General features: G+C 62.3%; 22 protein-coding genes. 12 read left to right on the top strand and 10 right to left on the bottom strand.

Annotated features, from left to right (window positions below; translation table 11 throughout):
• Window position 1 precedes the first annotated feature (1 nt).
• The 10 genes from A7317_RS09370 to A7317_RS09325 all read left to right on the top strand — a co-directional run bounded on the left by A7317_RS09370 (window position 2) and on the right by A7317_RS09325 (window position 12,501).
• On the top strand, window positions 2-913 hold the full coding sequence (locus A7317_RS09370) for a glycosyltransferase family 2 protein (protein ID WP_069075628.1): 912 nt from the start codon (window positions 2-4) through the stop codon (window positions 911-913).
• 29 nt (window positions 914-942) lie between these two features.
• Window positions 943-1,719 (top strand): polysaccharide biosynthesis/export family protein, encoded by a 777-nt coding sequence (locus A7317_RS09365; RefSeq protein ID WP_069075627.1) that lies wholly within the window; start codon window positions 943-945, stop codon window positions 1,717-1,719.
• A 14-nt stretch (window positions 1,720-1,733) separates the two neighbouring features.
• Entirely contained in the window at window positions 1,734-3,725 is a 1,992-nt protein-coding gene (locus A7317_RS09360) for a GumC family protein (protein WP_069075626.1), read from the top strand.
• Entirely contained in the window at window positions 3,725-4,915 is a 1,191-nt protein-coding gene (locus tag A7317_RS09355) for a glycosyltransferase (RefSeq protein WP_069075625.1), read from the top strand. The genes A7317_RS09360 and A7317_RS09355 overlap by 1 nt, the downstream gene beginning before the upstream one ends.
• A complete protein-coding gene (locus A7317_RS09350; protein WP_069075624.1) occupies window positions 4,905-6,233 on the top strand; it encodes a cellulase family glycosylhydrolase in 1,329 nt (442 codons plus the stop codon). Before A7317_RS09355 ends, A7317_RS09350 begins: the two co-directional genes overlap by 11 nt.
• Before the next feature lie 8 nt (window positions 6,234-6,241).
• On the top strand, window positions 6,242-7,459 hold the full coding sequence (locus A7317_RS09345) for a glycosyltransferase family 4 protein (protein ID WP_069075623.1): 1,218 nt from the start codon (window positions 6,242-6,244) through the stop codon (window positions 7,457-7,459).
• Window positions 7,450-8,553, top strand: coding sequence for a glycosyltransferase family 4 protein (locus A7317_RS09340; protein WP_069075622.1), 1,104 nt, complete (start codon window positions 7,450-7,452; stop codon window positions 8,551-8,553). The genes A7317_RS09345 and A7317_RS09340 overlap by 10 nt, the downstream gene beginning before the upstream one ends.
• Window positions 8,554-8,555: 2 nt before the next feature.
• Window positions 8,556-9,983: an O-antigen ligase family protein gene (locus A7317_RS09335; RefSeq protein WP_069077379.1), complete on the top strand. Its 1,428-nt coding sequence runs from the start codon at window positions 8,556-8,558 to the stop codon at window positions 9,981-9,983.
• Window positions 9,983-11,392, top strand: coding sequence for a murein biosynthesis integral membrane protein MurJ (murJ, locus tag A7317_RS09330; RefSeq protein WP_024074423.1), 1,410 nt, complete (start codon window positions 9,983-9,985; stop codon window positions 11,390-11,392). The genes A7317_RS09335 and murJ overlap by 1 nt, the downstream gene beginning before the upstream one ends.
• A gap of 101 nt (window positions 11,393-11,493) precedes the next feature.
• The gene (locus A7317_RS09325; RefSeq protein WP_069075621.1) at window positions 11,494-12,501 is read left to right on the top strand and encodes an acyltransferase family protein; all 1,008 of its coding nucleotides are present in this window, start codon (window positions 11,494-11,496) and stop codon (window positions 12,499-12,501) included.
• 38 nt (window positions 12,502-12,539) lie between these two features.
• Here the strand turns inward: A7317_RS09325 and A7317_RS09320 are convergent, their stop codons facing one another.
• From A7317_RS09320 to A7317_RS09300, 5 genes are all read right to left on the bottom strand, one after another.
• The gene (locus A7317_RS09320) at window positions 12,540-13,124 is read right to left on the bottom strand and encodes a DUF4174 domain-containing protein (RefSeq protein WP_069075620.1); all 585 of its coding nucleotides are present in this window, start codon (window positions 13,122-13,124) and stop codon (window positions 12,540-12,542) included.
• A gap of 165 nt (window positions 13,125-13,289) precedes the next feature.
• Window positions 13,290-13,922 carry a glutathione S-transferase N-terminal domain-containing protein gene (locus A7317_RS09315; RefSeq protein ID WP_024074420.1) on the bottom strand — a complete coding sequence of 211 codons (633 nt, stop codon included), beginning with the start codon at window positions 13,920-13,922 and terminating at the stop codon, window positions 13,290-13,292.
• Between the two features lie 13 nt (window positions 13,923-13,935).
• Complete coding sequence (locus tag A7317_RS09310) at window positions 13,936-14,514, bottom strand: GNAT family N-acetyltransferase (protein WP_024074419.1); 579 nt, start codon at window positions 14,512-14,514, stop codon at window positions 13,936-13,938.
• Between the two features lie 68 nt (window positions 14,515-14,582).
• Entirely contained in the window at window positions 14,583-16,940 is a 2,358-nt protein-coding gene (locus A7317_RS09305) for a DNA polymerase II (protein ID WP_069075619.1), read from the bottom strand.
• A gap of 168 nt (window positions 16,941-17,108) precedes the next feature.
• Entirely contained in the window at window positions 17,109-17,576 is a 468-nt protein-coding gene (locus tag A7317_RS09300) for an SRPBCC family protein (RefSeq protein ID WP_024074417.1), read from the bottom strand.
• Between the two features lie 98 nt (window positions 17,577-17,674).
• On the opposite strand from A7317_RS09300, the gene A7317_RS09295 reads away from it, so the two are divergent.
• Complete coding sequence (locus A7317_RS09295; RefSeq protein ID WP_024074416.1) at window positions 17,675-18,076, top strand: GFA family protein; 402 nt, start codon at window positions 17,675-17,677, stop codon at window positions 18,074-18,076.
• Between the two features lie 4 nt (window positions 18,077-18,080).
• Here A7317_RS09295 and mrdA read toward each other — a convergent pair whose 3' ends face one another.
• From mrdA to soxR, 3 genes are all read right to left on the bottom strand, one after another.
• A complete protein-coding gene (mrdA, locus tag A7317_RS09290) occupies window positions 18,081-19,973 on the bottom strand; it encodes a penicillin-binding protein 2 (RefSeq protein WP_024074415.1) in 1,893 nt (630 codons plus the stop codon).
• A 656-nt stretch (window positions 19,974-20,629) separates the two neighbouring features.
• Complete coding sequence (locus tag A7317_RS09285) at window positions 20,630-21,088, bottom strand: VOC family protein (protein WP_024074401.1); 459 nt, start codon at window positions 21,086-21,088, stop codon at window positions 20,630-20,632.
• A gap of 238 nt (window positions 21,089-21,326) precedes the next feature.
• On the bottom strand, window positions 21,327-21,776 hold the full coding sequence (soxR, locus tag A7317_RS09280; protein WP_024074402.1) for a redox-sensitive transcriptional activator SoxR: 450 nt from the start codon (window positions 21,774-21,776) through the stop codon (window positions 21,327-21,329).
• A 100-nt stretch (window positions 21,777-21,876) separates the two neighbouring features.
• Here soxR and A7317_RS09275 point away from each other — a divergent pair, with 100 nt between their 5' ends.
• A complete protein-coding gene (locus A7317_RS09275) occupies window positions 21,877-22,242 on the top strand; it encodes an antibiotic biosynthesis monooxygenase (RefSeq protein ID WP_041160883.1) in 366 nt (121 codons plus the stop codon).
• Here A7317_RS09275 and A7317_RS09270 read toward each other — a convergent pair.
• Window positions 22,231-23,334 (bottom strand): sigma-54 interaction domain-containing protein, encoded by a 1,104-nt coding sequence (locus tag A7317_RS09270; RefSeq protein WP_024074404.1) that lies wholly within the window; start codon window positions 23,332-23,334, stop codon window positions 22,231-22,233. The two genes, A7317_RS09275 and A7317_RS09270, sit on opposite strands and share 12 nt — an antisense overlap.
• An 11-nt stretch (window positions 23,335-23,345) precedes the next feature.
• Window positions 23,346-24,533 (bottom strand): acyl-CoA dehydrogenase family protein, encoded by a 1,188-nt coding sequence (locus A7317_RS09265; protein ID WP_024074405.1) that lies wholly within the window; start codon window positions 24,531-24,533, stop codon window positions 23,346-23,348.
• Window positions 24,534-24,562 lie beyond the last annotated feature (29 nt).

Below are 24,562 nucleotides of genomic sequence, written 5' to 3'. Positions count from 1 at the left end.
TATGCGCACCGCGTTGATCATCCCGACCCGCAACGCCTCCAGTCATTTGGCGCGCCTGTTGCCCGCCCTGACGATGCAAACCCTGCAACCGGACGAGATGCTGGTGGTGGACAGTGCCTCCAGCGATGACACCGCGGCGCGCTTTCAGGCGTTTGGCGCGCGGGTCGAGGTGATCGACGCCAGCACGTTCAACCATGGCGGCACGCGACGCTGGGCCAGTGAACAGGTGGACGGCGACGCATTGATCGTGATGACCCAGGACGCAATTCCCGCCGACCCGCAGACCTTCGCTAATCTGCTGCACGAGTTGCAGGAAGACCCGCTCAACGGCGTGGCCTACGGCCGCCAATTACCACACCCCGACGCCGGTGTGCTGGGCGCGCAGTCGCGGCACTTCAACTACCCGCCCCAGAGCCGCAGCAAGAGCCTGGCCGACGCGCCGGAACTGGGGATCAAGACCTGCTTCAGCTCCGACTCGTTTTCCGTGTACCGGCGCAGCGCCCTGGAGGCGGTCGGCGGCTTCCCTGTGGATGTGATCGGCAGCGAAGACGCGTTTGTGGCAGCACGCCTGCTGCTCGACGGTTACAAAGTGCGCTACGCCGCCACGGCGCGGGTGTACCACTCCCACGACTACCGGCTGATGGATGAGTTTCACCGCTACTTCGACATTGGCGTGTTCTACGGTCGCGAGCCGTGGATCCGCGAGGCCTTCGGCGATGCCGGCGGTGAAGGTAAACGCTATGTAATGGCCGAGCTGGCGGCCTTGCGCAGGGCCGGTGCCTTGCACCGCGTCCCCGAAGTCCTGGTGCGCAGCGCGTTCAAGTTGCTCGGCTATCGGCTGGGCCAACTGGAGCGCCGCCTCCCCGTCGCCCTCAAGCGGCGCATCAGCATGTTCCCCGGCTATTGGAGGTGAGCATCATGACCTACAGGAGGTCCCCCTTGATGAAACGCACCGTGCTCGTCCTGGCCTTGATGGCCCTGACCGCCTGCAACACTCCCGCGCGTATCGTGCCACCGGACGACCAGACCGTCGAAGACGGCAAGCGCGCTCTCGAGCAGCTCGCCCAGTTGCCGCCGGCGGTGGAACGCATTCGCGTCGGCGACCAGTTGCGCATCGTGCGTGATGCCGGTGAGATGCCGACCCTGTCGGCGTTCAACGTCAGCACGATCTACGAGCTGACGCTGTACACGGTGCAGAACGACGGCAAGATCAACTACCCGTTCCTGGGGCCGATCCAAGTCGCGCGGCGTACGCCCGCCGAGGTGGCAGAGGAACTGACTGAACGCCTGGCGCCGGTGTACCGCGAGCCACGCGTGACAGTGAATATCAACCAGGCGCCGGGCAACTCGGTAATCGTCGGCGGCGCGGTGAACAACCCCACGGCGGTACAGATCGCCACGGCCAATACCCTGGAACAGGCGATTGTCGGTGCGGGCGGTGTCAGCCAGGCCGGCAACGCGAGCATGGTCGCGCTGCTGCGCGAAGACGCCCAAGGCGCCTACCACGCCTACTTCCTGGACTTCAGCCAGTTCCTCAAGACCGGCACCAGCGGGCGCAAACCCGTAGCCCTGCAACGCGGCGACGTGGTGTTCGTGCCCAAATCCAACGTCGGCGAACGCATCCAGGGAGTGGATACCTACATGAACCAACTGATCCCGTTCACCAAGTCCATTGGGGTTGGCTACAACTACACCCGAACCAGCAGCGGCAGTAACTGAAGGAGCGACATCCCATGATCGAGATCCGTTCTTTTCGTGACCTGCTGCGCCTGTTCTTCATCTTCCGGCGTGAGTTCAAACTGGCCGCGATTGCCGCGCTGGTGATCATCCTGCTGGGCGCTTTTTTACTGCCGGCCAAGTACGAATCCACCGCGCGCCTGCTGGTCAAGCCAGGACGTGATTCGACACTGCCGATCGAGATCAGCAACCGCCAGGCGTTGGTGATGCCCAGCACCCAGCGCGACCCGATTGTCGACGAGGAACGCCTGCTGACCGGGCGCCCGATCGTGCGCGCGGTGGCCGAGCACTACCTGGAAGTGATCAACAACGCGCCACCGCCGGAGGGCTTCTGGAAGCGCACCAAGCATTACATCAAGGAGGGCGTGGGCGCGGTGTTCGATGGCCTGCGCGTGGTACTGGAAACCGTGGGTGTGATTGAAAAAACCACCGCGGTGGAACGCCTGGCCGCCGGCCTGGAAAAGAGCTTTGAGGTCAGCCACGCCGCCGGCTCCACGGTAATGGACATCACCTTTACCTGGGGCGACCCGCACATCGCCCAGGCGGTGGTCAAGGCTTGGGTCGAGACCTACATCAACGAGCGTACCCAGGCCCTGGGGCGCAAGAGCCTGTACACCTTCTATGAGGGCCAGGTGTCCACCAGCGCCGCCGAGATCAAGCGCTACAAGCAACAGATCCTTACGCATTTGAACCAGATCGGCGCGGCGAGCATCACCGACCGCCTGGAAGACTTGTCCGAACGCATCAACGTGCTGCGCGGCGAAGTGTTCAATACCACGCGCCTGATCGCTTCCTCCGACAGCGCCATCGCCAGCACCCGCGCTCAGCTCAAGACCCAGCCCAAGGAAGTGACCACGGTGCGCCAGATCGCACTGAACCCGCAGCAGCAGGATTTGCGTCGCCTGCTGAACCAGAAGCTGCTGGAACGGGCCGACATGATGCGCACCTACACGGATAACGCGCCGCCGGTCAAAGCCCTGGATGCCTCGATACGCGCGATGCAGGCCCAGGTCGCAGGCGAAAGCAACACGGTGCAAAGCTCGGAAAACCGTGCGCCCAACACCCTGGAAATCCACCTGCAGCGGGTGCTGCTGGATGAGTCGAGCAACAACCTGGCGTTGCGTACCCAGCTGGTGCAGCAACAGAAACACCTGGCGAACCTTGAAGGCCAGCGCAAGCAAGCCCTGGAGATCGAACCGGAACTGGCCCGCCTGGCCCGCGAGCTGAGTGCCACCGAACGCAACTATGCGCTGTACGTGGATAACCTGGAAAAATCGCGCATCGACCGTGAGTTGGACAACAGCCAGATCAGCAACATCGCGGTGATCGAGGAAGCCACCTTGAACCCCGGCCGCATCTTCCCGAAAACCCTGATGATGTTGGTGTTGGCGATCCCGTTCGCCATTGTCGTCGGCCTGCTGGTGATCTACCTGTGCTACCTGCTCGACCAGCGCATCCACGACGGCGGCCTGGTAGAACGCAAGTTCGGCCTGCCGCTATGGACCACCCTGCCGGAGCTGGACACCAGCACCGCGCAAAGCACCAACGCGTTCAATGCGAGCATCTACCGGCTGTACGGTTTGCTGCAACTGGAGCGCATCGCCGAACGCGGGATGACCCTGGGGCTGACCTCGGCGCGCCACGGCGAGGGGGTGACGTTCGTGGTGGAGCAATTGCGCCGATTGCTGCAGGAAAACGGCATCAGCGTACGCGTCGGCGGCGTGGAGCCGGCGGCGCCTGGTGAGGTGGTGCTGCTGGATGCCTCGGCGCTGCTGGACAACCGCGACGCGTTCATCACGCTGCGGCGCGCGGACCTGATCGCGTTGGTGGTGGAAGCGCAGAAAAGCACGGTGCCGGTGGTGGAGCATGCGCTGTCGATCCTCAATACCGCATTCGGCAAAGTCGACGGCATCATCATCAACCGGCGTAAATTCGAAGTACCGGCCAAGGTGCTTCAAACCATCGCCAAGTACCAGGGGGCACTCTGATGCGCATCGCCCTGCTCGCACCTTTGCCGCCGGAAAAAAACGGGATCGCCGACTACGCGAACCATTTCAAGACGGCACTGGAGCAGTTGGGTGTGGAGGTGTTGACCCCGTTGAGCGGCGTGGCCGGCACTGGCGAAGCGATCCGGCAGGCCGTCGCCGCGTTCGACTGGCGCCGGGTGGACCTGGTCCACGCCGAATTGGGCGGTGGACGCCTGGGCGAGTTCCTGGCCCTGGGCGCACTGCGCCGGGCCTACCCCCACCTGGCACTGACCGCCACCGTGCACGACCCGGAACGCCTGGTCTGGCGGCGTGAGCACCTGCCCTTCCCGCTCAACCTGCTGGCACGTTTGCCCAGCCCCTTGCCGCAGGCGGCCGTGGTGCTGGCAGACCCGTTGACCTTGCGCGAAGAACGCCAGGTTGCCCAGGGCCTGACCCGCCTGGTGACCCTGACCCGACTGGGCGCCGAGTGCCTGAGCCAACGCATGCAACTGCCGGCGGGTAAAGTGGCGGTGATCAACCATGCCAACCTGTCCATTGCCGCGGCCCCTTTGCCGCCGCTGGAGACACTGCGCCTGCTGTATTTCGGTTTTATCTACCGAGGCAAAGGTATTGAGGACTTGTTGCAGGCCTTGGCCGCCGTGTTCCAGCAAGCCCCCGAATGGCGTGAGCGTATTCGCCTGACCCTGGCCGGTGGCACCGCCGCCGAAATGGCATTTGGCGCAGGCGGCAATTACCTGGAGCAACTGACCCGCCAGATCGCCGACCTCGGCCTGGCGGGAACCATCGACTGGCGACTGAACCTGCCGGCCAGCGAGATTGCCCAGACGATCCAGGCGCACCATGTGATGGTGCTGCCCTATCGCGAATCGAAAAAACTCGGGCTGCTGGGGCGCCAGCGTGGCACCAGTGGCGCGTTGTCCTGGGCGGCCGCCTGTGGGCGCGGCGCGATCACGTCGGATGCGCGGGCGTTTGCCGAAGAAGTCGCCAGCGGCAACGGGGCGATCTATCCCCAGGGCGATGTGGCCGCGCTGAGCGCGCAATTGTTGCGCCTGGCACACACGCCGTCGCTGGCTCGGGACTGGGCCGAACGCGCCGGGGAAATCGGCCGCGAGCGCCTGTGGCCGTTGACCGCGCAAAAGTTTGTACAGCTGTTCGATGAGGCCGTTGCAGGAGCCGACCATGGCGCGTAAACGTACCTGCCTTGCCACCCTGGCCGTGGTCGCCGCCCTGGGCCTGAGCGCGTTTTTGTGGGACCGCCAGGCCGACGCCGAGAGCCATGTGCTCAAGGGCAGCAAGGTGGTGGTGTGGAAGGACTTCCTGGGAGTGAACGCGCAGTTCCTGTGGTTTGCCCCTGAGCGTTACCAGAAGCAGATCGACCGCCTCAAGGCGCTCGGGCTGGAGTGGGTGCGCCTTGACCTGCATTGGGACCAACTGGAGCCGGCCGAGAACCAGTACCAGGTCGCGACGCTGGATCAACTGGTCGGCAAGCTGCAAGACAACCAACTCAAGTCGGTGTTCTACCTGGTCGGTTCGGCACCCTTCGCCACCACCGCGCCCGCCGGTGCGCCTTACCAGGACCAGTACCCGCCCAAAGACCCGAACGTATTCGCCAAACGCATGGCGCTGCTGGCCCAGCGTTACCCCAGCGTCGACGCCTGGCAGGTGTGGAACGAGCCGAACCTGCTGGGTTTCTGGCGCCCTGCGGCAGACCCGGCCGGCTACGCCACACTGCTTACCGCCACCGCCGCCGCGCTAAGGGCGGTCGACCCGAATAAACCGGTGGTGGCCGCCGGCATGGCGTTCTTCGGTGAAATGCCCAACGGCCAGAACCTGTTCAGCGCCCTCGGTGCCCTGGGCGTCGCAAGTTTGAACACGGTGATCGCCTATCACCCCTACACCCAATTGCCCGAGGGCAACGACCCCGCCAACCTGGACTTTATCGCCAAGACCCGCGCGCTCAACCAGGCCCTGCGAAACAGCGGCGTGCAAACCCTGTGGAGCACCGAATGGGGCTGGTCAACCTACACCGGGCCCAAAGACGCCCAGGACCTCGTTACCCTCCAAGGCCAAGCGGATTACGTGGTGCGCCGCCTGGCGCTGATGAGCGCGCTGGATTACGACCGAACCTTCCTGTTTACCTTGAGCGACCTCGACCCGCGCGCCAGCGTGCGCGATCAGTCTTATGGTTTGCTCGACATCGACGCCAACCCCAAGCCGGTCTACACCGCCTTGAAACACTTCCTCGAGGTCAGCGGGCCAACGCTCACCCCCGGCGACCCGCCCACCACCGACGCATGGCCCGACGGTCTGTTCAGCATCGGCTGGACCCGCGCCGACGGGCGCAAGCTGTGGTTCTTCTGGTCGGCCCAGGGGGGTAACGCACACCTGCCAAACCTTGCCAGCGCAACCCTCTATGACCCGCTGCGCGGCACGCAAACCCCGGTGAGCGGCACCAATGGGCTGACCCTCCCGGTCAAGCCAAACCTGCAAATTCTGTTATGGGATTGAGGCCAGCCATGCGCATTTTATGGATCCTGCCCTACTCGCCCTGGCCCGCCACCAGCGGCGGCAAGACGCGCCAGTTCCACCTGTTGCGCAGCCTGGCGGCGCGCGGGCATCGGATCACCTTGCTGCTGCATGACAAGCACCCGGTGTCGCTGGCCGATCGCCAGGTGCTGGAAGCCTTCCTCGAACAACTGATCATCCTGCCGCGCCGCCCATTGCGCAGCGTGAAGACCCTGGTGGCCGGATTGTTGGCGCCCTACCCGTTGCTGGCGAGCGTGAATGGCCTGTCGGGAGCCTTGCAGGACACCTTCAGCCAATTGCTCAATGAACATTGGGACGTGGTGCAGATCGAGCACAGCTACAGCTTCCAGCCCTATGAAGAGGCGCTGGCGCGAAAGTCCCAACCCTTTGTACTGACCGAACACAATGTCGAATCGGCCCTGGGTGCGGCGACCTACGACCGCTTGCCGCGATGGGCGCTGCCGTTTATTCGCTACGACCAATGGCGCTACACCCGCTGGGAACGCCGGGTGATGCGCCAGGCAACGCAGGTAGTGGCGGTGACCGACAGCGATGCCCAGGTCCTGGAAAAAATCGCTGGCAAGCCGGTGCCCGTGGTGGTCAATGGCGTGGACTGCCAATACTTCGCCAGCGCCCGGCCCGACCCGTCGGCGCGTCGCGTGCTGTTCCTCGGCAACTATGAATACGCCCCCAATGTGGATGCGATTGAGTGGGCGCTGGATGAGATCCTGCCCAAGGTCTGGGAGCACTGCCCGGACGCGCGCATGAGCGTGTGTGGTTTCGGCATGCCCACACGCTGGCGCGAACGCTGGCAGGACCCGCGTATCGAATGGCAAGGCTTTGTGCCGAACCTGCTGGCCCTGCAATCGAGCTGTTCGGTGTTTCTCGCGCCGTTGCGTCATGGCGGCGGCTCCAAGCTCAAGGTGTTGGAGGCGCTCGCGGCCGGGTTGCCGTTGGCGAGCACCGATCAGGGCGTGTCGGGCCTCGATCTGGTAGAGGGGTTGGATTACCTCGGCGGGCAAAGCGCGACCAGCCTGGCGGATGCCGTGGTGCGCCTGCTGCAATTTCCCGGCGCTGCCGCGCCCATGGGGGAAGCCGGCCGCACCTACGTGCGCCGCGCCCATGACTGGAGCGTCGCCGCCAGCCAATTGGAAAAGGTGTACGCCACGCTGTCGCCGCTGAATCAAAAGGAGCCCGCATGCGCGTAGGCCTGGATTACCGCACCGTCGGCACCTCGCCGCAATCGGGCATCAGTCGCCAGGTGTATGCGCTGGAAAGCGCCCTGCGCACGCTGCCGGGTATCGAGCTGGAACGCTTTACCGTGGCGCCGCTGGGCGATCAAACCCGCTTGCAGGCCCACTGCCCCGACTGGGGCTGCGCCAAGACCGCGATGCACCAGCCGCACAATCGCCTGCGTTTCGAAGCCGGCTTTTTGCCCCGGGCATTACGTGAACAGCACATCGATGTGTACATCAGCACCTTCAATATGGGCCTGCCACTGCCGCCCAAGCCCAGGGGGTTGCGCACGGTGGTGCTGCTGCATGACCTGTTCCAGATCACCTTGGACAACTACCACGCCAACCGCTTGAAGGCGCTGATCTACAAGACCAGCGATCGCCTGTCGATTGCCTACGCAGTCCACAGCGCTGACCGGGTGTGGACACCGTCGCAGTACAGCACCGATGAAACCGTGCGGTTATTTCCCAACGCGGCGGGCAAGGTTCGTGTGCTGCCCAACCAGGTCGATGGCTTTACCGAACGGGCGGCGGACCTGGCCGCCCGCCAACTGCCCGAACGCTACTGGCTGCTGGTGGGCACCCGGGAACTGCGTAAGAACGTACCGTTCCTGGTGGACGCCTGGCTGCAGGCGCGCCGCCAATCCCCTGGCGTGCCTGAGCTGGTACTGGTGGGCAGCCTCGATCATTTGCCCGAGGCCCAGCGCAGCTTGCCGGGGGTTCGCGCCTTGAGCGGCGTGTCGGATGCCGAGTTGCAGGCGCTGTACCGCCAGGCGTCGCGCCTGTGGCAGCCGTCCTATGCCGAAGGCTTTGGCTTGCCGGTGATCGAAGCCCTGAGCGTCGGCACGCCGGTGGCCGTGGCCAGCGGTACCTCACTGGATGAAATCACCCCGCCGTCGGCGCCGCGTTTTTCGCCCACCGATGCACCGGCGCTGGTGCAGTTGATGGTGACGCTGGCCGAGCGGCCCGATGAAGAGCCACCCGAGCAGCGGCGTCAATGGGCTGCGCGCTTCAATCAGCGTGCCTATCGCCAGCGCCTCGCCGAATTGATCGAGGAATTGACGTGAGGCTGAACCTGACCGGTCTCGTCGCCGTCCTCTTTGGCGTGCTGTTCGGCGCCCTGGCCCTGCTGTTGTCACCGGCCAAGGCCTTTCTCGCAGTGATCGGCCTGGCGGCGGCGGTGACCATCTTGCGTTTTCCGCTCTGGGGCCTGCTGCTGTTCGCCGCGATGGCAACCTTCATGCCGTACTCGACGGTCAACCTGGGCATTCGCACCACCGTCAGCGAGGCGATCCTGGCCCTGACCTGGGGCGCGGTGATGTGGCACGGGTTTCTGTCGCGCCTGCCCGACCCCCCCGGTTTGGCGCGGCGGCCCACCGACCAGATGCTGCTGGGGCTGATGCTGTTCAGCGTGTTCCCGTTTATCGTCGGCCAGGTCATCACCCACGCCGATGCCAGCGGCCTGGCCAACTGGCTGCGTTGGCTGTTGAACCTGTCCGGGGTGTTCCTTGCCGCCAAATTGCTGGTGGACCAGAAGCAGCGTGAATCCCTGGTGATCGCCTTGCTGCTGGGCACCCTGGCGATGCTGGTGCTGTCGATTGCGGTGTTCGTGCGCACACGTTCGGGGGCGGGGATTGCGCCGCTCCTGGGGCTGTTCAACTACGCCAACTACGACATGTTGAAGTTCGGCCTGGAGGCCATGTCATCGCGCATGGGCTCGCCGTGGACTCACCCGAATGCCATCGGCGGGATCATGGCGTTGCTGCTGCCGTTGGCGTTCTGCTATGGCATGACTGAACGAGGCTGGAAACGCGCACTGGGCCTGGCTGTGGCGTGCCTGGGCGCGGCCGCGTTGCTGTTGGCCAGCAGTCGGGGGGCGATGGTCAGCCTGGCGTTGGTGCTGATGTGGATGGCCACGCGTCGCGTGCCGTATACCGGCCGCCTGTTGATGATCGGCGCGGCACTGACGGTGGCGCTGGTGATGGCGTATCCGCCGTTGCAGGAGCGCCTGGCGACGATTTTCTCATCGGACAACGCCAGTACCGAAGTGCGTTTCGATGAATACCGCCTGTTCCCCCAGGCGGTTGCCGCGTACCCGCTGGGTATCGGCTTCAAGGTCGACCCACCGGTGCCGGGCACGCACCTGCTGGGGATCTCCAACCTGTGGCTGAACTACATCTACAAGATCGGCCTGGTGGGCATGTTGCTGTTTGTCGCCGTGACCGTGCGCTGGTGGCGCGAAGCTCGCCCGGAAAAAGGCCCGATCCGCCTGACCAAGGACAATGCGCTGTGGTTAGGCACCACCGCCGGGATTCTCTCAGCGCTGGTCAGCGGCTTGTTTGACCACTACTTCAGCTTTGCGGTGGTGATGGTGGCGTTGTTCTGGCTGATGGTGGGGATCAATGTGCTGGAGGCGCGCCGGTTGTTTCCGGCGCGCCTGCCGCCGCTCAAGGGCGTGGCTTATCGCAAGCCGCTGCTCGATGGCGTGCGTCCCTGATGCTCGGCTCTGCGGCGTGGCTGACCCTGGCGACCTTGCTCGGCCTGTGCCTGGGGTTCGCCCGCGAATGGTTGTTGGTGGCGGCCTGGGGCGCAGGGGAGCGCAGCGATGCGTTCCTGATCGCGCTGTTCTTGCCCGAGGCGTTGCGCATGTCGTTGGCCGGGGGCGTGTTAAGTGCCGCCGCACTGCCGCTGTACCTGGCGCGCAAGGCCGCTGAGCGGCTGGCTTGGCTGGCGGCATTGTTCCCAGCGCTGCTGCTGATTGCCCTGTGCACCAGCCTGCTGCTGACGCTGCTGGCGCCCTGGCTGGTGCAGGTACTGGGCCCGGGGTTGGCGGCGAGCGCCACGACGCTGGCTGGCAGTAACCTGCAGATTGTCGCCTGGTGCGTGCCTGGGCTGATGTTGCATGGGTTGTTCAGTATTCCGTTGCAGGCCAGCGAGCGCTTTGTGCTGGCGGGGCTGGGCTCGCTGCTGTTCAACCTGCCGCCGGTGATTTATCTAGCCCTGGCAGGCACCTCGACGCAGCCGCACACGCTGGCCCTGGCGTGCCTGGCGGGCAGCCTGTTGATGCCGTTGGCGCTGTTGCCCTCGGTGTGGCGCCAGGGCTGGCGACCGTGGCGCTGGCAGTTGTCGGTTGCACCGCTGCGGGAGTTGGGCCAGCGCATCGGGCCATTATTGCTGAGCAATGGTGCCAGCCAGGGCCTGGCGCTGATCGAGCGGCTGGTGGCGTCGCTGCTGGGCGAAGGCGCGGTGACGTGGGTCAACCTGGCACGCAAGCTGATGAACCTGCCGTTGATTGCGCTGATGAGCCTCAACCAGGTGCTGCTGGGCATGATGAGCCGGCGCCAGGGCGATGAGCGCCTGGCCCTGCTCAAGCGCGGCCTGGAAACCGCCAGCATGTTGACCCTGCCCGCTGGCGTCGGCCTGGTGGCCGCGGCGCCGAGTCTGGTGGCGTTGCTGTTGCCCAGGCAATCGGCCGACTCGCCGCTGCCCTGGTTGCTGGCATGGTTCGCCGCGCCGCTGGTGTTCGGGGCATGGAACGCCTTGCTTGCGCGGTATGCCTATGCCGCTGGCGATACGCGCCAGCCGCTGCGTTGCGAGGTGCTTGGCAGCCTGGTCAATGTGCTGTTGCTGGGTGCCCTGCCCTTTGTGTTCGGACTGGCGGGTATTCCGTTGGCGGCACTGGCCGGGGTGATCGGCACCGCGCTGTTGCTGATGCAGCGCCAGGGGTTGCTCGGCGCCTTGCCGTGGGTGCGACACGGGTTGCTCAGTACGCTGGTGATGGGGCTGGCGGCGCTGTGGCTGTTTCGGATTGACGGCGTGTGGCTGCAATTGGCGCTGGGCACCCTGGCCGGTGCCACAGTGTTGTTGGCCATGGGCCTGTGGCTCAAGCCGTGGCGCAAGGCATGACGCCAATTGTGGCGAGCACGCTTGCCTGAGGGTGCGAAGCGCTCCCAGGAATGTGGGGTTTATGAATAGGGGGTGGTCAGGTGAAACATCGTTGGATTCAAATGGATATCGCCAAGGGCATTGGCATCCTGATAATCGTCTACGCCCATGGCTGGTTCGTCGCCTCGTCCCCGGACCTGCTATACCCGATCCTGGCGTCGTTCGTGCTGCCGCTGTTCTTCTTTTTGTCCGGGGTATTTTTCAAGCCGGAGCAAGCCTTCACGCAGATGGCGGTCCGCAAGGCGGACGGCCTGCTCAAGCCGTTTTTCTTCACCCTGCTGACCTACGTCATCGTGCGCGACCTGCTGCGTGGCCAACCACTGCTGCCGGATATCGGCGGTGTGCTGTATGCCTCGGTGGACACTATCCCCTGGCAAGCGTTGTGGTTCCTGCCGCATTTCTGGGTGGCGATCCTGTTCAGTTGGGTCGTGCTGCGGCTGATCGAACGCCTGTCGCTGGCGGTGAGCTGCGTGCTGATGCTGGTGCCCTTGCTGATCGGCATCTGGATGTTGCCCTTCTTCTGGCAACTGCCAGTCAACGTCGGAGGGCAAACCTGGGTGTTGCCCGGCTTGCCGTTCAGCCTCGATATCACCCTGATCAGCAGCACGTGTTTCATTTACGGTTACCTGCTGCGCGACAGGTTACGCAGGCATCAGGGCTCGCTGCTGACGCTGCTGATTTCGGTGGTGCTGTTCGCAGCGGTGTTCATTTATAGCCACGACACCATGGACCTGGCGCAACGGCGCTACGACCACTGGCTATGGACCAGCTTGCTGGCGGTGATTGGCGTCTACCTGTGCTGGGCATTGGCGCGGGTGCTGATGGTGTCGCCGTTGATCACCCGGGCGATGACCTACATCGGCCAGTCGACCCTGATCCTGTTGATCTTCCATGGGGAAATCCAGCACAAGACCTTCGACCTGATGGAGCGCCTGGGCCTGCCTGCATTTTTTGCGGCGTGCGTGGGGTTTGTGGTGGCGGTGGGGGCGCCGTTGCTGATTGGGGAAGTGATCAAGCGGGTGGCGTTCTTGCGGTTTTTCTACTTTCCGTTTGCCCTGCGCAAGGCGTAAAAAAACCCGTAGGCGCGAGCGCCCACAGGTTTTTTGGATCAGTCATCCAGTTGTTGCGGAGCAGGCTTGCTGCCGGGCTTGGCTGGCTTGGCTGGCTTGGTGCCCTTGGCCGGAGTGGGCGCCACAGGTTCGGGCTCTGCGACGGCAGCGGCTTCTTTTTCAGCCTGGGGCATCTGGTCGATGGCGCTGAAAAACGCCTTCAGGTCGAGGGTATCCGGTGGCACGGTCTTCTCGACTTTCTTCTCGCCGTCCTTGCCGATCAGGATCACTTTGGTGCCGCTGCCGGCACCCAGTTTGAGGGCACGGATCAGCGCATTGGTTTCAGGTGGAGTGAGCTTCTTGTTGTCCTTGGGATCCTTGGCGAACTTCTCCCCTTCGGCACCGATGCTGCCGAACTTGATGGTGTAGAACACCATGTTGCGCTCTTCAAACGACTGCTTGGTGGCAGGCTCGTCCAGTTGTCTCTTCAGGTCTGCCAAGGTGGCATTACCGGAATCAAGCTCCACCACCACCAGTGGCCGGGCTTTGCCCAAGTCCTGCTTGAGCGGGTTGATATCATCAGCAGCCAACAGCGGCCCCGTAAAAGCCATCAAGGTAGCCAGGGTCAGCGACCGGATGAGCATGCGCACCTCCTTTGAATTCCATGCAGGGTTCTTGAGTTTCATGTCTGCGACAGTCAAATTCAAGGATGATTCCTACGTCACTTTAAGAAAGCGTAGGTCAGGGCGCCCGCTACGCAAGGGTTTTGGCCTGTTCAATGCTCATTGTTTCCTTTGATTGCGGAAACATTACGAGACCTTCCACTCGGGCCAATGTCGCGCAAAGACAGGCGCGACAATGGGGTCGGCATCCACCCGCACGAGGGTCTGGGCAAAGCCTGGAGCCAGGGAGTTCAGGGCCTCCCGCGCCTCGTCCCAGCGCGACACCGCCGCCGCCATGATGCCCAGGGCATTCGGCGCCTGGTTCGGGGCAAACAACTGGCCGGCGAACTGATTGGCAAACACCACCCAGGCATGGTGCAGGTAGCGACGCGTGCCGCTGGTCAATTGTGCTTGTGCTGCCGGGTCCGCATCCCCCAGCCAACGCTGTGGGTAGTCGAGGATGCCGATGGCCGAGTAGCAATTGGCAGCGATGTATACCAGGCCCCTGATGATCTGGGCACGGTCGCCGCTGAGCAGGTGCGAGTCGGGATACTCCAGGCCCAGGTGGATCAGGATCGCCGCACTTTCGGTCAACACCTGGCCATCGGGCGTGACCAGGGTGGGGATCTGCTTGAGCGGGTTGATGCGCGCCAGGGCTTCGCTGCCCGCACCGTCCTGCCAGGAACTGGCGTCCACCCGTTGCCAGGGCACCGCGCAACGTTGCAGGGCGATTTCGATCATGCAGGAGCCCGACTCGTCTGTGCCATAGAGCGTGTACATAGGTGCTTCCTCCTTATCGCAGCAGCTTTGCCTGCAAGTTGGCCTTCACCTGCGACCATTCCGAATCAATGATGCTGAAGCGTACCGAGTTGCGCTTGCGCCCGTCGGGCATGATGCGTTCGTGGCGCACGATGCCTTCCTGGACGGCGCCCAGGCGCAGAATCGCGGCTCGGGATTTTTCGTTGAGTTCGTCGGTGGTGAATTGCACGCGCACGCAATCGAGGACTTCGAAAGCGTAAGTCAGCAGCAAGAGCTTGGCTTCGGTGTTGATCGCGGTTTTTTGGGTGGACTGCGCCAGCCAGGTATGGCCGATTTCCAGCTTGCGATTGGCCCGGTCAACCTTCCAGAACCGCGTGCTGCCGACGATCCGGCCGGTGTCCCGGCGCACGACGGCAAATGGGATAACCGTGCCGGCATCACGTCCGGCCAAGGCCGTGTCGATGTATTGATCGACCGTGTGCGGGCCCGGTACATGGGTGACCTTGAGGTTCCACAGCTCGCCGTCGGCGGCTGCGTCGAGCAAGGCGGCCGCGTGTTCACGCTGCAGGGGCAAGAGCTCGACCGTGTGGCCGGTCAGGGTGATGTGGGTCATGGGGCGGCGCCGTCGGATGGTCGTCAGAGAACAAGAGTGCAGGCTCTCACCCGGACGAGGCAAGTGTTTTAGAACAGGCCCATTTGCCCACCGACCAGGGTGCTGAAATCATCATTCACGAACGGCAAAATAGCATCGGCCACCGGCTGTAACTGGCGGGTAACGTAGTGGTCGTAGTCGATCGGCGCCTGGCGCACTTCCAGTGGTTCGGGGCCATTGACGCTGATCACGTAGCTGATCCAGCCGCCGCGCTGGTATTGGCGTGGGCGGTTCAGGCGGTCGTTGTAGTCGTCGGCCAGGCGCGCAGCACGCACGTGAGGCGGAACGTTGCGTTCGTAGTCATCAAGCTGGCGGCGCAGGCGCTTGCGGTAGATGAGCAATTCGTCGAGCTCGCCGTTCAATGTGCGCCGCACGTAGTCGCGCACATAGTCCTGGTGGGGCTGGCGATGGAAGATGCGCTGGTAGAGTTCCTGCTGGAATTGCCGGGCCAGGGGCGACCAGTCGCTGCGCACGGTTTCGAGGCCCTTGTAGACCATCTCCTCGCTACCATCGGCGCGCACCACCAAGCCGGCGTAGCGCTTCTTGCTGCCCTCCTCCGCGCCACGGATGGTGGGCATCAGGAAGCGGGTGAAGTGGGTTTCGTACTGCAGTTCCAGGGCGCTTTGCAGGCCGAACGCATCGTGCAAATGCGTGCGCCACCATGCGTTGACGTGCTGCACCAGTGCCCGGCCGATGCGGCTGGCATCGGCCTGGGAATGAGCGCTGCCGAGCCAGACAAAGGTGGAGTCGGTGTCGCCGTAGATCACTTCATAGCCCTGGGCTTCGACCAGCGCGCGGGTTTGGCGCATGATCTGGTGGCCGCGCATCGTGATCGACGAGGCCAGCCGTGTATCGAAAAAGCGACAACCGCTGGAGCCGAGTACGCCATAGAAGGCGTTCATAATGATTTTCAGCGCCTGGGACAGCGGCGCATTGTGTTCACGCTTGGCCTCTTCGCGACCTTCGGAAACACGAGCAACGATGGACGGCAGGCAATGCCGGGTGCGGGAAAAGCGCGCACCGCGAAAGCCTTCCACGGACTCGCTGTCGTCCGGGTGCTTGAGGCCCTCGATCAGGCCCACCGGATCGATCAGGAAGCTGCGGATAATCGACGGATAGAGGCTTTTGTAATCGAGCACCAGTACCGATTCGTAGAGGCCGGGGCGCGAGTCCATGACAAAACCGCCGGGGCTGGCCTGGGGCGGCTTGTCGCCCAGGTTCGGCGCGACGAAACCCTGGCGGTGCATCAGCGGCAGGTACAAGTGCGTGAAGGCGGCCACCGAGCCACCGTTGCGATCGGCCGGCAACCCGGTGACGCTGGCGCGTTCGAGCAGGAACTTGAGCAGCTCGGTCTTCTCGAAAATCCGCGTGACCAGCTCGCAGTCCTTGAGGTTGTAGCGCGCCAGGGCGGGCTTGTCTTCGGCGAACATGCGGTTGATTTCGTCCATGCGCTGGTACGGCGTGGAGATGTCCTTGCCCTCGCCAAGCAGGGTTTGCGCGACGTTTTCCAGGCTGAAGGATTCAAAGCTCCAGGTAGCGGAGCGCAGGGCTTCGATACCATCGATGATCAAGCGCCCCGCCGCCGCGGCGAAATAGTGATTGCGGCTGCCATGTTCGCGCCAGGCCATGGGCTCGGCGCCACGGCCAAGCAGCAGCGGCACATTGAGGCGCTTGGCATGTTCGTGGAGCACGCGCAGGTCGAACTGCACCAGGTTCCAGCCGATGATGGCATCGGGATCATGGGTGGCGAGCCATTGATTGAGGCGTTCGAGCAATTGGGCGCGGGTCTCGCAGTAGTCGAGCTTGAAGTCGACTGCGTCGGTGTTGTTCGGTGGACCGAGCATGTACACCTGGCGTTCGCCGCAACCTTCGAGGGCGATGGAGTAGAGATCGCCCTGGGCCGTGGTCTCGATGTCGAGGGATACCAGCTTGAGCGAGGGGCGGTAGTCCGGCGCGGGTTTCATCTGCGCGTCGAGCAGCGTGCCGCTGGCATCCGGCGTGCCGCCGAACCACACCGGGGCGGTGATGAAGCGTTCCATCATGTAGCGCTCGGGGGGCCGTACATCGCCTTCGTAGACATCCACCCCGGCGGTGCGCAAGCGTTTTTCCAGATCCATCGCCTGACGATGCTGACGGGTGTACAGGCCCAGGACCGGGCGGTGATGGAAGTCGCACAGTTGCAACGGCCGCAACTCGATATCGCGCTCATCCTTGAGCAACCAATCCAGCGGCTTGCGGTGGGCCTCGGGAATGAACATCACCGAGGTTTGCACGGGGAGGCGGATAAACCGTGGCCCAAGGTCCGTGGCCAGCCAGAAGCTGACCTCCGTGCCCCCAGGGGTGTCGCGCCAATGCCGGGTCAGGACAAAACCCTGCTGTAAATCCACCGTACCGCACCTCAGGAATCGCTTTCAGGGCGTGATTCTACCTGTCATACGTCTAAACGCCGAACGTTTGCGGCGAACAACCGGTGATCAGAGGGTGGCCACGGTGTCGGCAGCCATCGACGTCTACAAGAAGCTGGAAACGGGCATCGCCCATGATGCCCGTTTGGGTCAAGCCTGCCGGGCTTGGCTGAGATAGTTTTCGATATTACCCATCTGCTCATCCCATCCACGGGAGTTCATCTTGAAGGCTTTCTGACGGCGAGCCTCGGGAATGGCGTCGAAGCCCGACTCAACGACCCGCAGCAGAATGCCAGGCGCGCGGTCTTCAATCGTGAACTCCACCAGGGTGGGTGTCTCCTGGTCGTAGTCGACAGTCTTATCGACCGCGAACGGATGCCACCAGAAAGAGAACAACGTTTGCGGCAGGATGCGCTCGATCTTGGCTTTCCACACCACATGTTCGTAACCAGGATAGGTAATCGGTGCTTCGATGGTCTCCCCGGCAACAAAGGTCTTGCCCTTGAGGGCAATGCCAAACCAGCGACCGAATTGTTCGGCATCGGTCAGTGCCGCCCACACTTGTTTACGTGAAGCGTTCAGCAGGACTTTTCGTTCTATGCGATCTAATACATGCATAAGTCACCTCCTCCATTGACAGTAGGCGACATCGACCAATGCGCAAACTTCGGTTGTGCGCGATGATGATGACCCCATCCTTGACCCGGCCATAGGTTATGACTGACCCGTTGAATGGAAGTTGCTTCTGTAAAGGCGTGCGCTATCAAGTGGACAGCCTGGACATGCCCATCAGCCACTGCCACTGCGACAGCTGCCGCAAAGTGCACGCGGCTGCGTTCGTGGCCACAGCCGGCGTGATGCGCAAGCATTTTCGCTGGACGCAAGGTGAGGACCTGCTGTCGTCGTTTGAGTCTTCGCCGGGCAAGCACCGGCATTTCTGCTCGCGCTGCGGCTCACATCTGATCGCTGAACGTGAGTTTCAGCCGCATGTGATTGTGCGGGTGGCGACGCTGGATGATGATCCGGGCGTCAGGCCCACCTCGCACATCTGGACGGCCCATGATGTGCCGTGGCTGACTTATGAGGGCGTGGAACAGTGGGATGAGTGGAAGACCTGATTCGTCAGACGTGCGGGTCGCCCGGTGCCTTGCTCGGGGTCGCATATTGCGGCTTCAAGTGGCCTTCCTGGTCGAGTAGCCAGGCGTCCATGATCTGGCGCACTACAGGGCCTGCCACACGTCCGCCCGCCTCGCCGTTTTCGATCATCACCGAGATCACGATTTTCGGGTGTTCCGCTGGTGCGAAGCCGACGAACAAGGCGTTGTCGCGATGGCGCTCCAGGGTCTTGTTGCGGTTGTAGCGCTCCCCCTGCTTGATTGCCACTACCTGCGCGGTACCGCTCTTACCAGCAATACGATATTGGGCGCCAAGCGCAGCAGCCCGGGCGATACCGCGCGGGTCGTGCATTACCAATTGCATACCGTGGTTGACCTGCTCCCAATCGCGCGGATCCTTGAGGACCACGTTGGGCATGGGGTTCTCATCCACCGGCGGCACGCCATTGATGGTCTTGGCCAAGTGCGGTCGGTTCCACACACCTTTGTTGGCGATCAACGCGGTGGCTTGAGCCAGTTGCAGCGGCGTGACCTGCATATAGCCCTGGCCGATTCCGAGGATCACGGTTTCACCCGGGAACCAGGGTTGGCGCCTTGTTGCACGCTTCCAGGCCTGGGATGGCATCAAGCCAGCGGACTCTTCGAACATGTCCAGTGAGACCTTCTGGCCAAGGCCGAATTCGGCCAGATAGTCGTGCAAGCGGTCGATCCCCAGCTTGTGGGCAAGGTCGTAGAAGTAGGTATCGTTGGAACGCATGATGGCCGCGTCCATGTCCACCCAGCCGTCGCCACTGTGGTTCCAGTTGCGGTATTTATGGTCAAAGTCCGGCAGTTGGTAGTAACCGGGGTCGAAGACGCGGGTTTGGGCTGTGACGACGCCACTGTCGAGACCGGCAATCGCCACTTCCGGCTTGATGGTTGAGCCTGGGGCATAGAGCCCGCGCAATACGCGGTTGAACAGTGGCCGGTCGATCGAGTCGTGCAGCGCGGCGTATTCCTTGAAGCTGATACCGGTAACGAACAGATTCGGGTCGAAGCTCGGTTTGCTGACCATGGCCAGTACTTCGCCGGTTTGCGGGTCAAGGGCGACCACCGAACCACGACGATCGCCCAGGGCTTCTTCAGCCGCTTCCTGGAGTTTGACGTCCAGGCTCAGGACGATGTTTTTGCCGGGGATCGGGTCCGTATGCTTCAGCACGCGCAATACCCGGCCCTGAGCATTGGTCTCGACTTCTTCATAGCCGACATGACCATGCAGTTCAGACTCGTAGAAGCGCTCGATGCCGGTTTTACCAATGGATTGCGTACCGCGGTACTCCACCGAATCCAGGGCCTTGGATTCTTTTTCGTTGATACGGCCGACATAGCCGATGGAGTGAGCGAAGTGCGCACCCAGCGGGTAGTGGCGAACGAACTGTGGCTCCACATCGACCCCGGGAAGCCGGAATTCATTCACCGCCAATACGGCTATCTGCTCTTCCGTCAACTCGTAAAACAGTGTGACAGGGACGAAGGGGTGGCGTGCTTGCTTGAGTGCCTTATCGAACACGGCACGGTCTTCGGCGGGCAGGTGCAGCAGGTTGACGATGGCGTCGAGTTCACCTTTGAGATCCGTGGTGCGCTCGCGGGTAATGGTCAGGTTGTAGCTGGGACGGTTGTCAGCCAGCACAACCCCGTTGCGGTCATAAATAAGGCCGCGGGTGGGCGTAATGGGCAGGACATGGACCCGGTTGTTTTCAGAAATCGTCGAGTGATAGTCGAACTGCACTACCTGCAGGAAATACATGCGGCCCACCAAGGCACAGGTGATGCCAATCACCAACAGCGCGCAGGCGAGCAGACGTTTGTTGACCAAACGGTTTTCTTTTTCGTGATCTTTAATCGGTATGGGTTCAGGCATTTCTACAGCATCTCGTTGAAGAAGGTCGACGCCGCGTCCTGCGGATGAAAAATCAATCCTTGTGAAAATGTGCTGCACCATACCAAAAATGAAGAAACACTTTGCATCGATTTCCCCAACGGCACTCTGGAAGAGTTGTTTTGTGTAGTTGAGTCAAAATTCAGATGGGTATCTATGCTCCAACAGCCAGGCGTCACTCGGGCCAACATGCCATCAGGATGGTGGGATGCCAACCCGAGGGTGCGCGTCAGCGTTGTCGTCCTGCGTGAGCACGCTTGCGCCTGCGCTTTTCGACCGCCCAAAACAAAACCCCATCTGCTTTCGCAAATGGGGTTTCGGAATTTAATCTTGACGATGACCTACTCTCACATGGGGAAACCCCACACTACCATCGGCGATGCATCGTTTCACTACCGTTGACGTTTTTCGCGAGCAAGCTCGCTCCTACAGAAGGCGATGTACGCTTAACTGAATGGCATTAGGGCAAGCCCGCTTGCCACAAAAATTCGGTCGTTTAAGGGAGGATTTTAATTCTTAATAATCAATAAGTTATTTTGTTTTATAAGAGGAGGTTTGCTCCCGATGGCCGTACATCAGTCAATTAAATGTCAACTGATCCACCGTTATCAGGAGCAAGTTGTATCGCCTCATAGACTTCAGCCTTGCTTGAACATGTCCATGGCACGTTCGCGGATCTGTGCTTCGGTCAAATCCTCCTTGCGCGTGGCCAGGAACCACAGGTGACCGAACGGATCCTTCACGCTCGCCGACCGGTCGCCATAAAACTGGTCCTTCGGTTCGGACACTACGGTGGCGCCTGCCGCCACGGCTTGCTTGAATTGCGCGTCCACATCGTTCACATACAGGTGCAAACCGACACTGGTGTGCTCGCCCGGATTACGCAGGGCCATTTCCTCGCAGGGTGAGCCCAGCATGATCGCCGAGTCGCCAATGCGCAGCTCGGCATGGCCGACTTTGCCATCGGGCATATCCAGGCGCATGACCTGTGTGGCGCCAAAGGCTTTTTTGTAGAAATCGATGGCATCACTCGCTTTGTCGATGCCCATATAAGGCGTGACGCTGTGGTAGCCCTCGGGAATAGGCTTAACGCTCATATCGTTCTCCTTGATTGTGGTTGTGGAGGGACGGCCTTTTCACTATAGGCCACGCCGATCGTGGCTTGCAGGCAGCCGACGAGGTGTCGGCCGGACAGCATCGGCGACCTGTGCATGCCGTGGCGGCAAGGCGTTCAATCGCGGTGAACTGCGCCAGTTCATCCTGACGCGTGACGAAAGTGATATCGCACCGGGTTTCTAAAACCCATGGCGATCAAAGGGGGGGCGCATTCCCAACTCAGGATTGCGGCGTGGGTTCCAACAGCTGGGCCCCAGGCCCATGTTCACCGAGCTGGTCAGCCTGATTACGCAGCGGGCACGCTTGCAGCGACAAACACCCGCAGCCAATACAACCACTGAGCTTGTCGCGCAGCAGTATCAACTTGTTGATGCGCTCATCCAGATCCTCTCGCCACAGCGCCGACAAACGCTCCCAATCCTCAGTGGTCGGCGTACGACCATCCGGCAGCGTCTGTAATGCCTGGCCAATCGTCGCCAGGGGAATGCCCAAGCGCTGGGCGATCTTGATCACCACCACGCGCCGCAATACATCCCGTGGGTAACGGCGCTGGTTGCCAGCGTTACGGTTGCTCTTGATCAACCCTTTGGATTCATAGAAGTGCAGCGCCGTGACCGCAACGCCACTGCGCGCGGCCAATTGGCCGACGGTGAGTTCCTTGTTGAGCATGAAAAACTCCAGAGAAGCGCTTGACCTTGACTTAACTAGAGGTTTTACCCTGCGTGGCATCGAATCGCAAGATTCTGCCTACAGAGAAAGGGGAGTGTTCATGCAGGTATCAGAGAAAAATCGCAGCTTCACTCAATTGATCGAGTTTCAGATCGAACCCCGGCAACAATCTGCCCTGGTGGCAGCCCTGACTATTCAGAGCGAACGTCTGGCCCAGGGCCATGGCGGCTTTATCAATGCGAGTGTGCAAGTCAGCGATGACGGACGACGGGTGCTCAATTACCTGCAATGGCGCTCGCGTGAAGACGGCGAGGCGGCCTTCAAGTGTTTCGAGCATGGAGAGGAAGATTTCTGGACATTGATTCGCGCCCACCAGGCCACGGCCGTGACCTTCGGTTCGTTCCAGGTGCTGCGCAGTTTCGAGCGCAGCCATGACAACGCGTTGCACTGTCGCCTAAATGGATAGGTGCAGCATGCGCTCGCCTTGCACGTTTTCGCCGGGGCGGCGCTTGTTTACCGCCAACTCGCCGATCTTGATCAGGCGCGTGCGTGTGACGTTGCGGCTCAGACCCAGCAGGTTGGCGGTATGGACCTGGTTGTAATGGCTGAACCGGTAGGCGGCGCGTAGTAACGCGTCTTCGACCTTTTCATGCAGGGCGCCGGCCTGTTCTTCGAACAGTTTTTGAAAGGCCCGTTCGAGCAAGGCTTCGGCACTGTTGTCGGTGTTGTGCTGGCTGTCGTCCTGACGCTCGATACGCATGTTCGACAGGCGCAGGTCGTCGCGTTCGATCACGCCATTGCGGCAGATCAGCAGAGTGTGGTGGATCACGTTTTCCAGTTCGCGGATGTTGCCCGGCCAGCTGTAGCTTTTGAGTTTGTGCTCGGCTTCGCGGCTGATGGTGATCGGGCCATAGCCCAGGCGCTGGCTATAGGCTTCGATAAAATGACGGGTCAGCGGCAGGATATCGCCGGGCCGCTCGCGCAGCGGGCTGAGTTCCAGGCTGACCACATCGAGCCGGTAGTAGAGGTCTTCGCGGAAATGCCCGGCATTGATGGCTTTTTCCAGTTGCACGTTGGTCGCGGCGAGCACACGCACATCAATGGGAATGCTTTTGCGCGAACCGAGGCGCACCACTTCCCGTTCCTGCAATACCCGCAACAATTTGACCTGGATCGCCATCGGCAAATCGCCGATTTCATCGAGGAACAAGGTGCCGCCGTCAGCCTCTTCGAACCAGCCGGCCTTGGCGCTGAGGGCACCGGTAAAGGCGCCTTTTTCATGGCCGAACAATTCGGCCTCCACCAGGGATTCAGAGAAAGCCCCGCAGTTCACCGCCACGAACGGCCGGTTGCGTCGTGCGCTGAGGTTATGAATATGGCGCGCCACCAGCTCTTTACCGGTGCCGGTCTCGCCGATGATCAGCACGCTGGCTTCGCTGGGCGCCACTTGCTGGATATGGTCGAGCAGCGCCTGGGATTTCGGGTCTTCGAAGACCTGGGCTGTGGCGCGGATCGAGGTCGCGAGGGCGGGCGAGGGCGGTAGGGTTAAAAGCTGCATGGGCACCTCTCTTAGGAATAGAACGTGGGAGTCGGCAGGGATTGGTTCAATGCCCAGTCCCCGAGTTCGTGGAGTTTGTAGTCCACGGGGTCGTGCAGGGTTTGCGTGCGCAGGTTGCGCCAGTGGCGGTCCAGGCGCAGCGAAGCATGGGTGGACCGCGCGCCGGTGACTTCAAACAGGCGGCTGCACAGCTCCAGGCCTTGGCGGCTGGCGGCAACCTTGGCGGTGGCGATCGCGATGGCCAGTTGGCCGCGTTCGTTTTCGCTGAGGCCGGGGCCTTTGGCCCAGGCGCGGTCGAGCAATTCGGCGGCGCGTTCCACCAGCAGGCGCACACCTTCCAGGGCCACCCAGAACTCACCGTAGTGGTGCAGCACGTAAGGGTCCTGGCGCACGTCCTCGGCGCTGGATTTGTGCCACGAACGGGTTTCGGTCAGGGTGTAATGGCGTGCTTCTTCGAAGGCCCCTTCGGCAATCCCGAGGAACATATGGGTAAAGGTCAGCTGGGCGATCAGTGGGCGCAGACAGGCGAAGGGTGTGCTCAGCGGGCCGGGGTCGAGCAGCAGTTCCGATTCCTCCACGCGTACCCGTTCGAAGCTGGCGCTGCCGCTGTCGGTCTGGCGCTGGCCGATATTGTTCCAGTCGTTGTGCAGGGTGATGCCGCTGCGCCCGCTGGGGATGGCGGCGATCAGCAACTTGCCGCCAGCGCTTTCATCCACGGCCGAGGCGATGAGCATTTCTGAATCGCTGGCGCCGGAGCAGAAGCTCTTCTTGCCGGAAAATTCGCGCCAGCCGCCGAAATCCTTGACTACCGTGCGTGTGTCCAGCGGGTTGAGGGCGTTGCCCCAGAACCAGTTCTGGCGCGCGGTCTGTTCGAACCAGGGTTGCCATTGGTCCTGGCGCGAAAACAGGCGCACGGTGGCGAGCATCAGGTGGTGGAAGCCGAAGACATGGGCGATTGAGCTGTCGACCTTGGCGAACTCGCGCACGATGCCCAGGGTGTCACTCCAACGTGCGCCGAGGCCACCGTATTGGGTGGGAATACTCAGGGCCAGCAGGCCGCTTTGGCGCAGGGCATCCCGTTCGGTTTTCGGCGTGCCACCGCGTTCGTCGCGTTCGACGGCGGTGAGGGCGAAATCGGCGGCCAGCAACTTGGCGGTCTGCAAAGGGGAGGGCAGGACGCTGTGGGGTTTGGCTGTCACGCGGTGTTCCTCAATGTCTATTTGGCAAT

The organism is Pseudomonas fluorescens (assembly GCF_001708445.1).
Lineage (GTDB): Bacteria > Pseudomonadota > Gammaproteobacteria > Pseudomonadales > Pseudomonadaceae > Aquipseudomonas > Aquipseudomonas gorinensis.
Note: the sequence above shows the minus strand (reverse complement) of the source record. Positions and strands in the feature narration are given on the sequence as shown.

Bases quoted from the DNA above. Each gene is read 5' to 3' on its own strand.
- A7317_RS09310 (WP_024074419.1), bottom strand. From the start codon at position 14,514: ATGACCCACATCACCCTGACCGGCCACACGGTCGAGCTCTTGCCCCTG.
- A7317_RS09315 (WP_024074420.1), bottom strand. From the start codon at position 13,922: ATGTACACGCTCTATGGCACAGACGAGTCGGGCTCCTGCATGATCGAA.
- A7317_RS09285 (WP_024074401.1), bottom strand. From the start codon at position 21,088: ATGAGCGTTAAGCCTATTCCCGAGGGCTACCACAGCGTCACGCCTTAT.
- A7317_RS09300 (WP_024074417.1), bottom strand. From the start codon at position 17,576: ATGCATGTATTAGATCGCATAGAACGAAAAGTCCTGCTGAACGCTTCA.
- A7317_RS09365 (WP_069075627.1), top strand. From the start codon at position 943: ATGAAACGCACCGTGCTCGTCCTGGCCTTGATGGCCCTGACCGCCTGC.
- soxR (WP_024074402.1), bottom strand. From the start codon at position 21,776: ATGCTCAACAAGGAACTCACCGTCGGCCAATTGGCCGCGCGCAGTGGC.
- A7317_RS09320 (WP_069075620.1), bottom strand. From the start codon at position 13,124: ATGCTCATCCGGTCGCTGACCCTGGCTACCTTGATGGCTTTTACGGGG.
- A7317_RS09360 (WP_069075626.1), top strand. From the start codon at position 1,734: ATGATCGAGATCCGTTCTTTTCGTGACCTGCTGCGCCTGTTCTTCATC.
- A7317_RS09355 (WP_069075625.1), top strand. From the start codon at position 3,725: ATGCGCATCGCCCTGCTCGCACCTTTGCCGCCGGAAAAAAACGGGATC.
- A7317_RS09350 (WP_069075624.1), top strand. From the start codon at position 4,905: ATGGCGCGTAAACGTACCTGCCTTGCCACCCTGGCCGTGGTCGCCGCC.
- murJ (WP_024074423.1), top strand. From the start codon at position 9,983: ATGCTCGGCTCTGCGGCGTGGCTGACCCTGGCGACCTTGCTCGGCCTG.
- A7317_RS09345 (WP_069075623.1), top strand. From the start codon at position 6,242: ATGCGCATTTTATGGATCCTGCCCTACTCGCCCTGGCCCGCCACCAGC.
- A7317_RS09270 (WP_024074404.1), bottom strand. From the start codon at position 23,334: ATGCAGCTTTTAACCCTACCGCCCTCGCCCGCCCTCGCGACCTCGATC.
- A7317_RS09325 (WP_069075621.1), top strand. From the start codon at position 11,494: ATGGATATCGCCAAGGGCATTGGCATCCTGATAATCGTCTACGCCCAT.
- A7317_RS09275 (WP_041160883.1), top strand. From the start codon at position 21,877: ATGCAGGTATCAGAGAAAAATCGCAGCTTCACTCAATTGATCGAGTTT.
- A7317_RS09295 (WP_024074416.1), top strand. From the start codon at position 17,675: ATGACTGACCCGTTGAATGGAAGTTGCTTCTGTAAAGGCGTGCGCTAT.
- mrdA (WP_024074415.1), bottom strand. From the start codon at position 19,973: ATGCCTGAACCCATACCGATTAAAGATCACGAAAAAGAAAACCGTTTG.
- A7317_RS09340 (WP_069075622.1), top strand. From the start codon at position 7,450: ATGCGCGTAGGCCTGGATTACCGCACCGTCGGCACCTCGCCGCAATCG.
- A7317_RS09370 (WP_069075628.1), top strand. From the start codon at position 2: ATGCGCACCGCGTTGATCATCCCGACCCGCAACGCCTCCAGTCATTTG.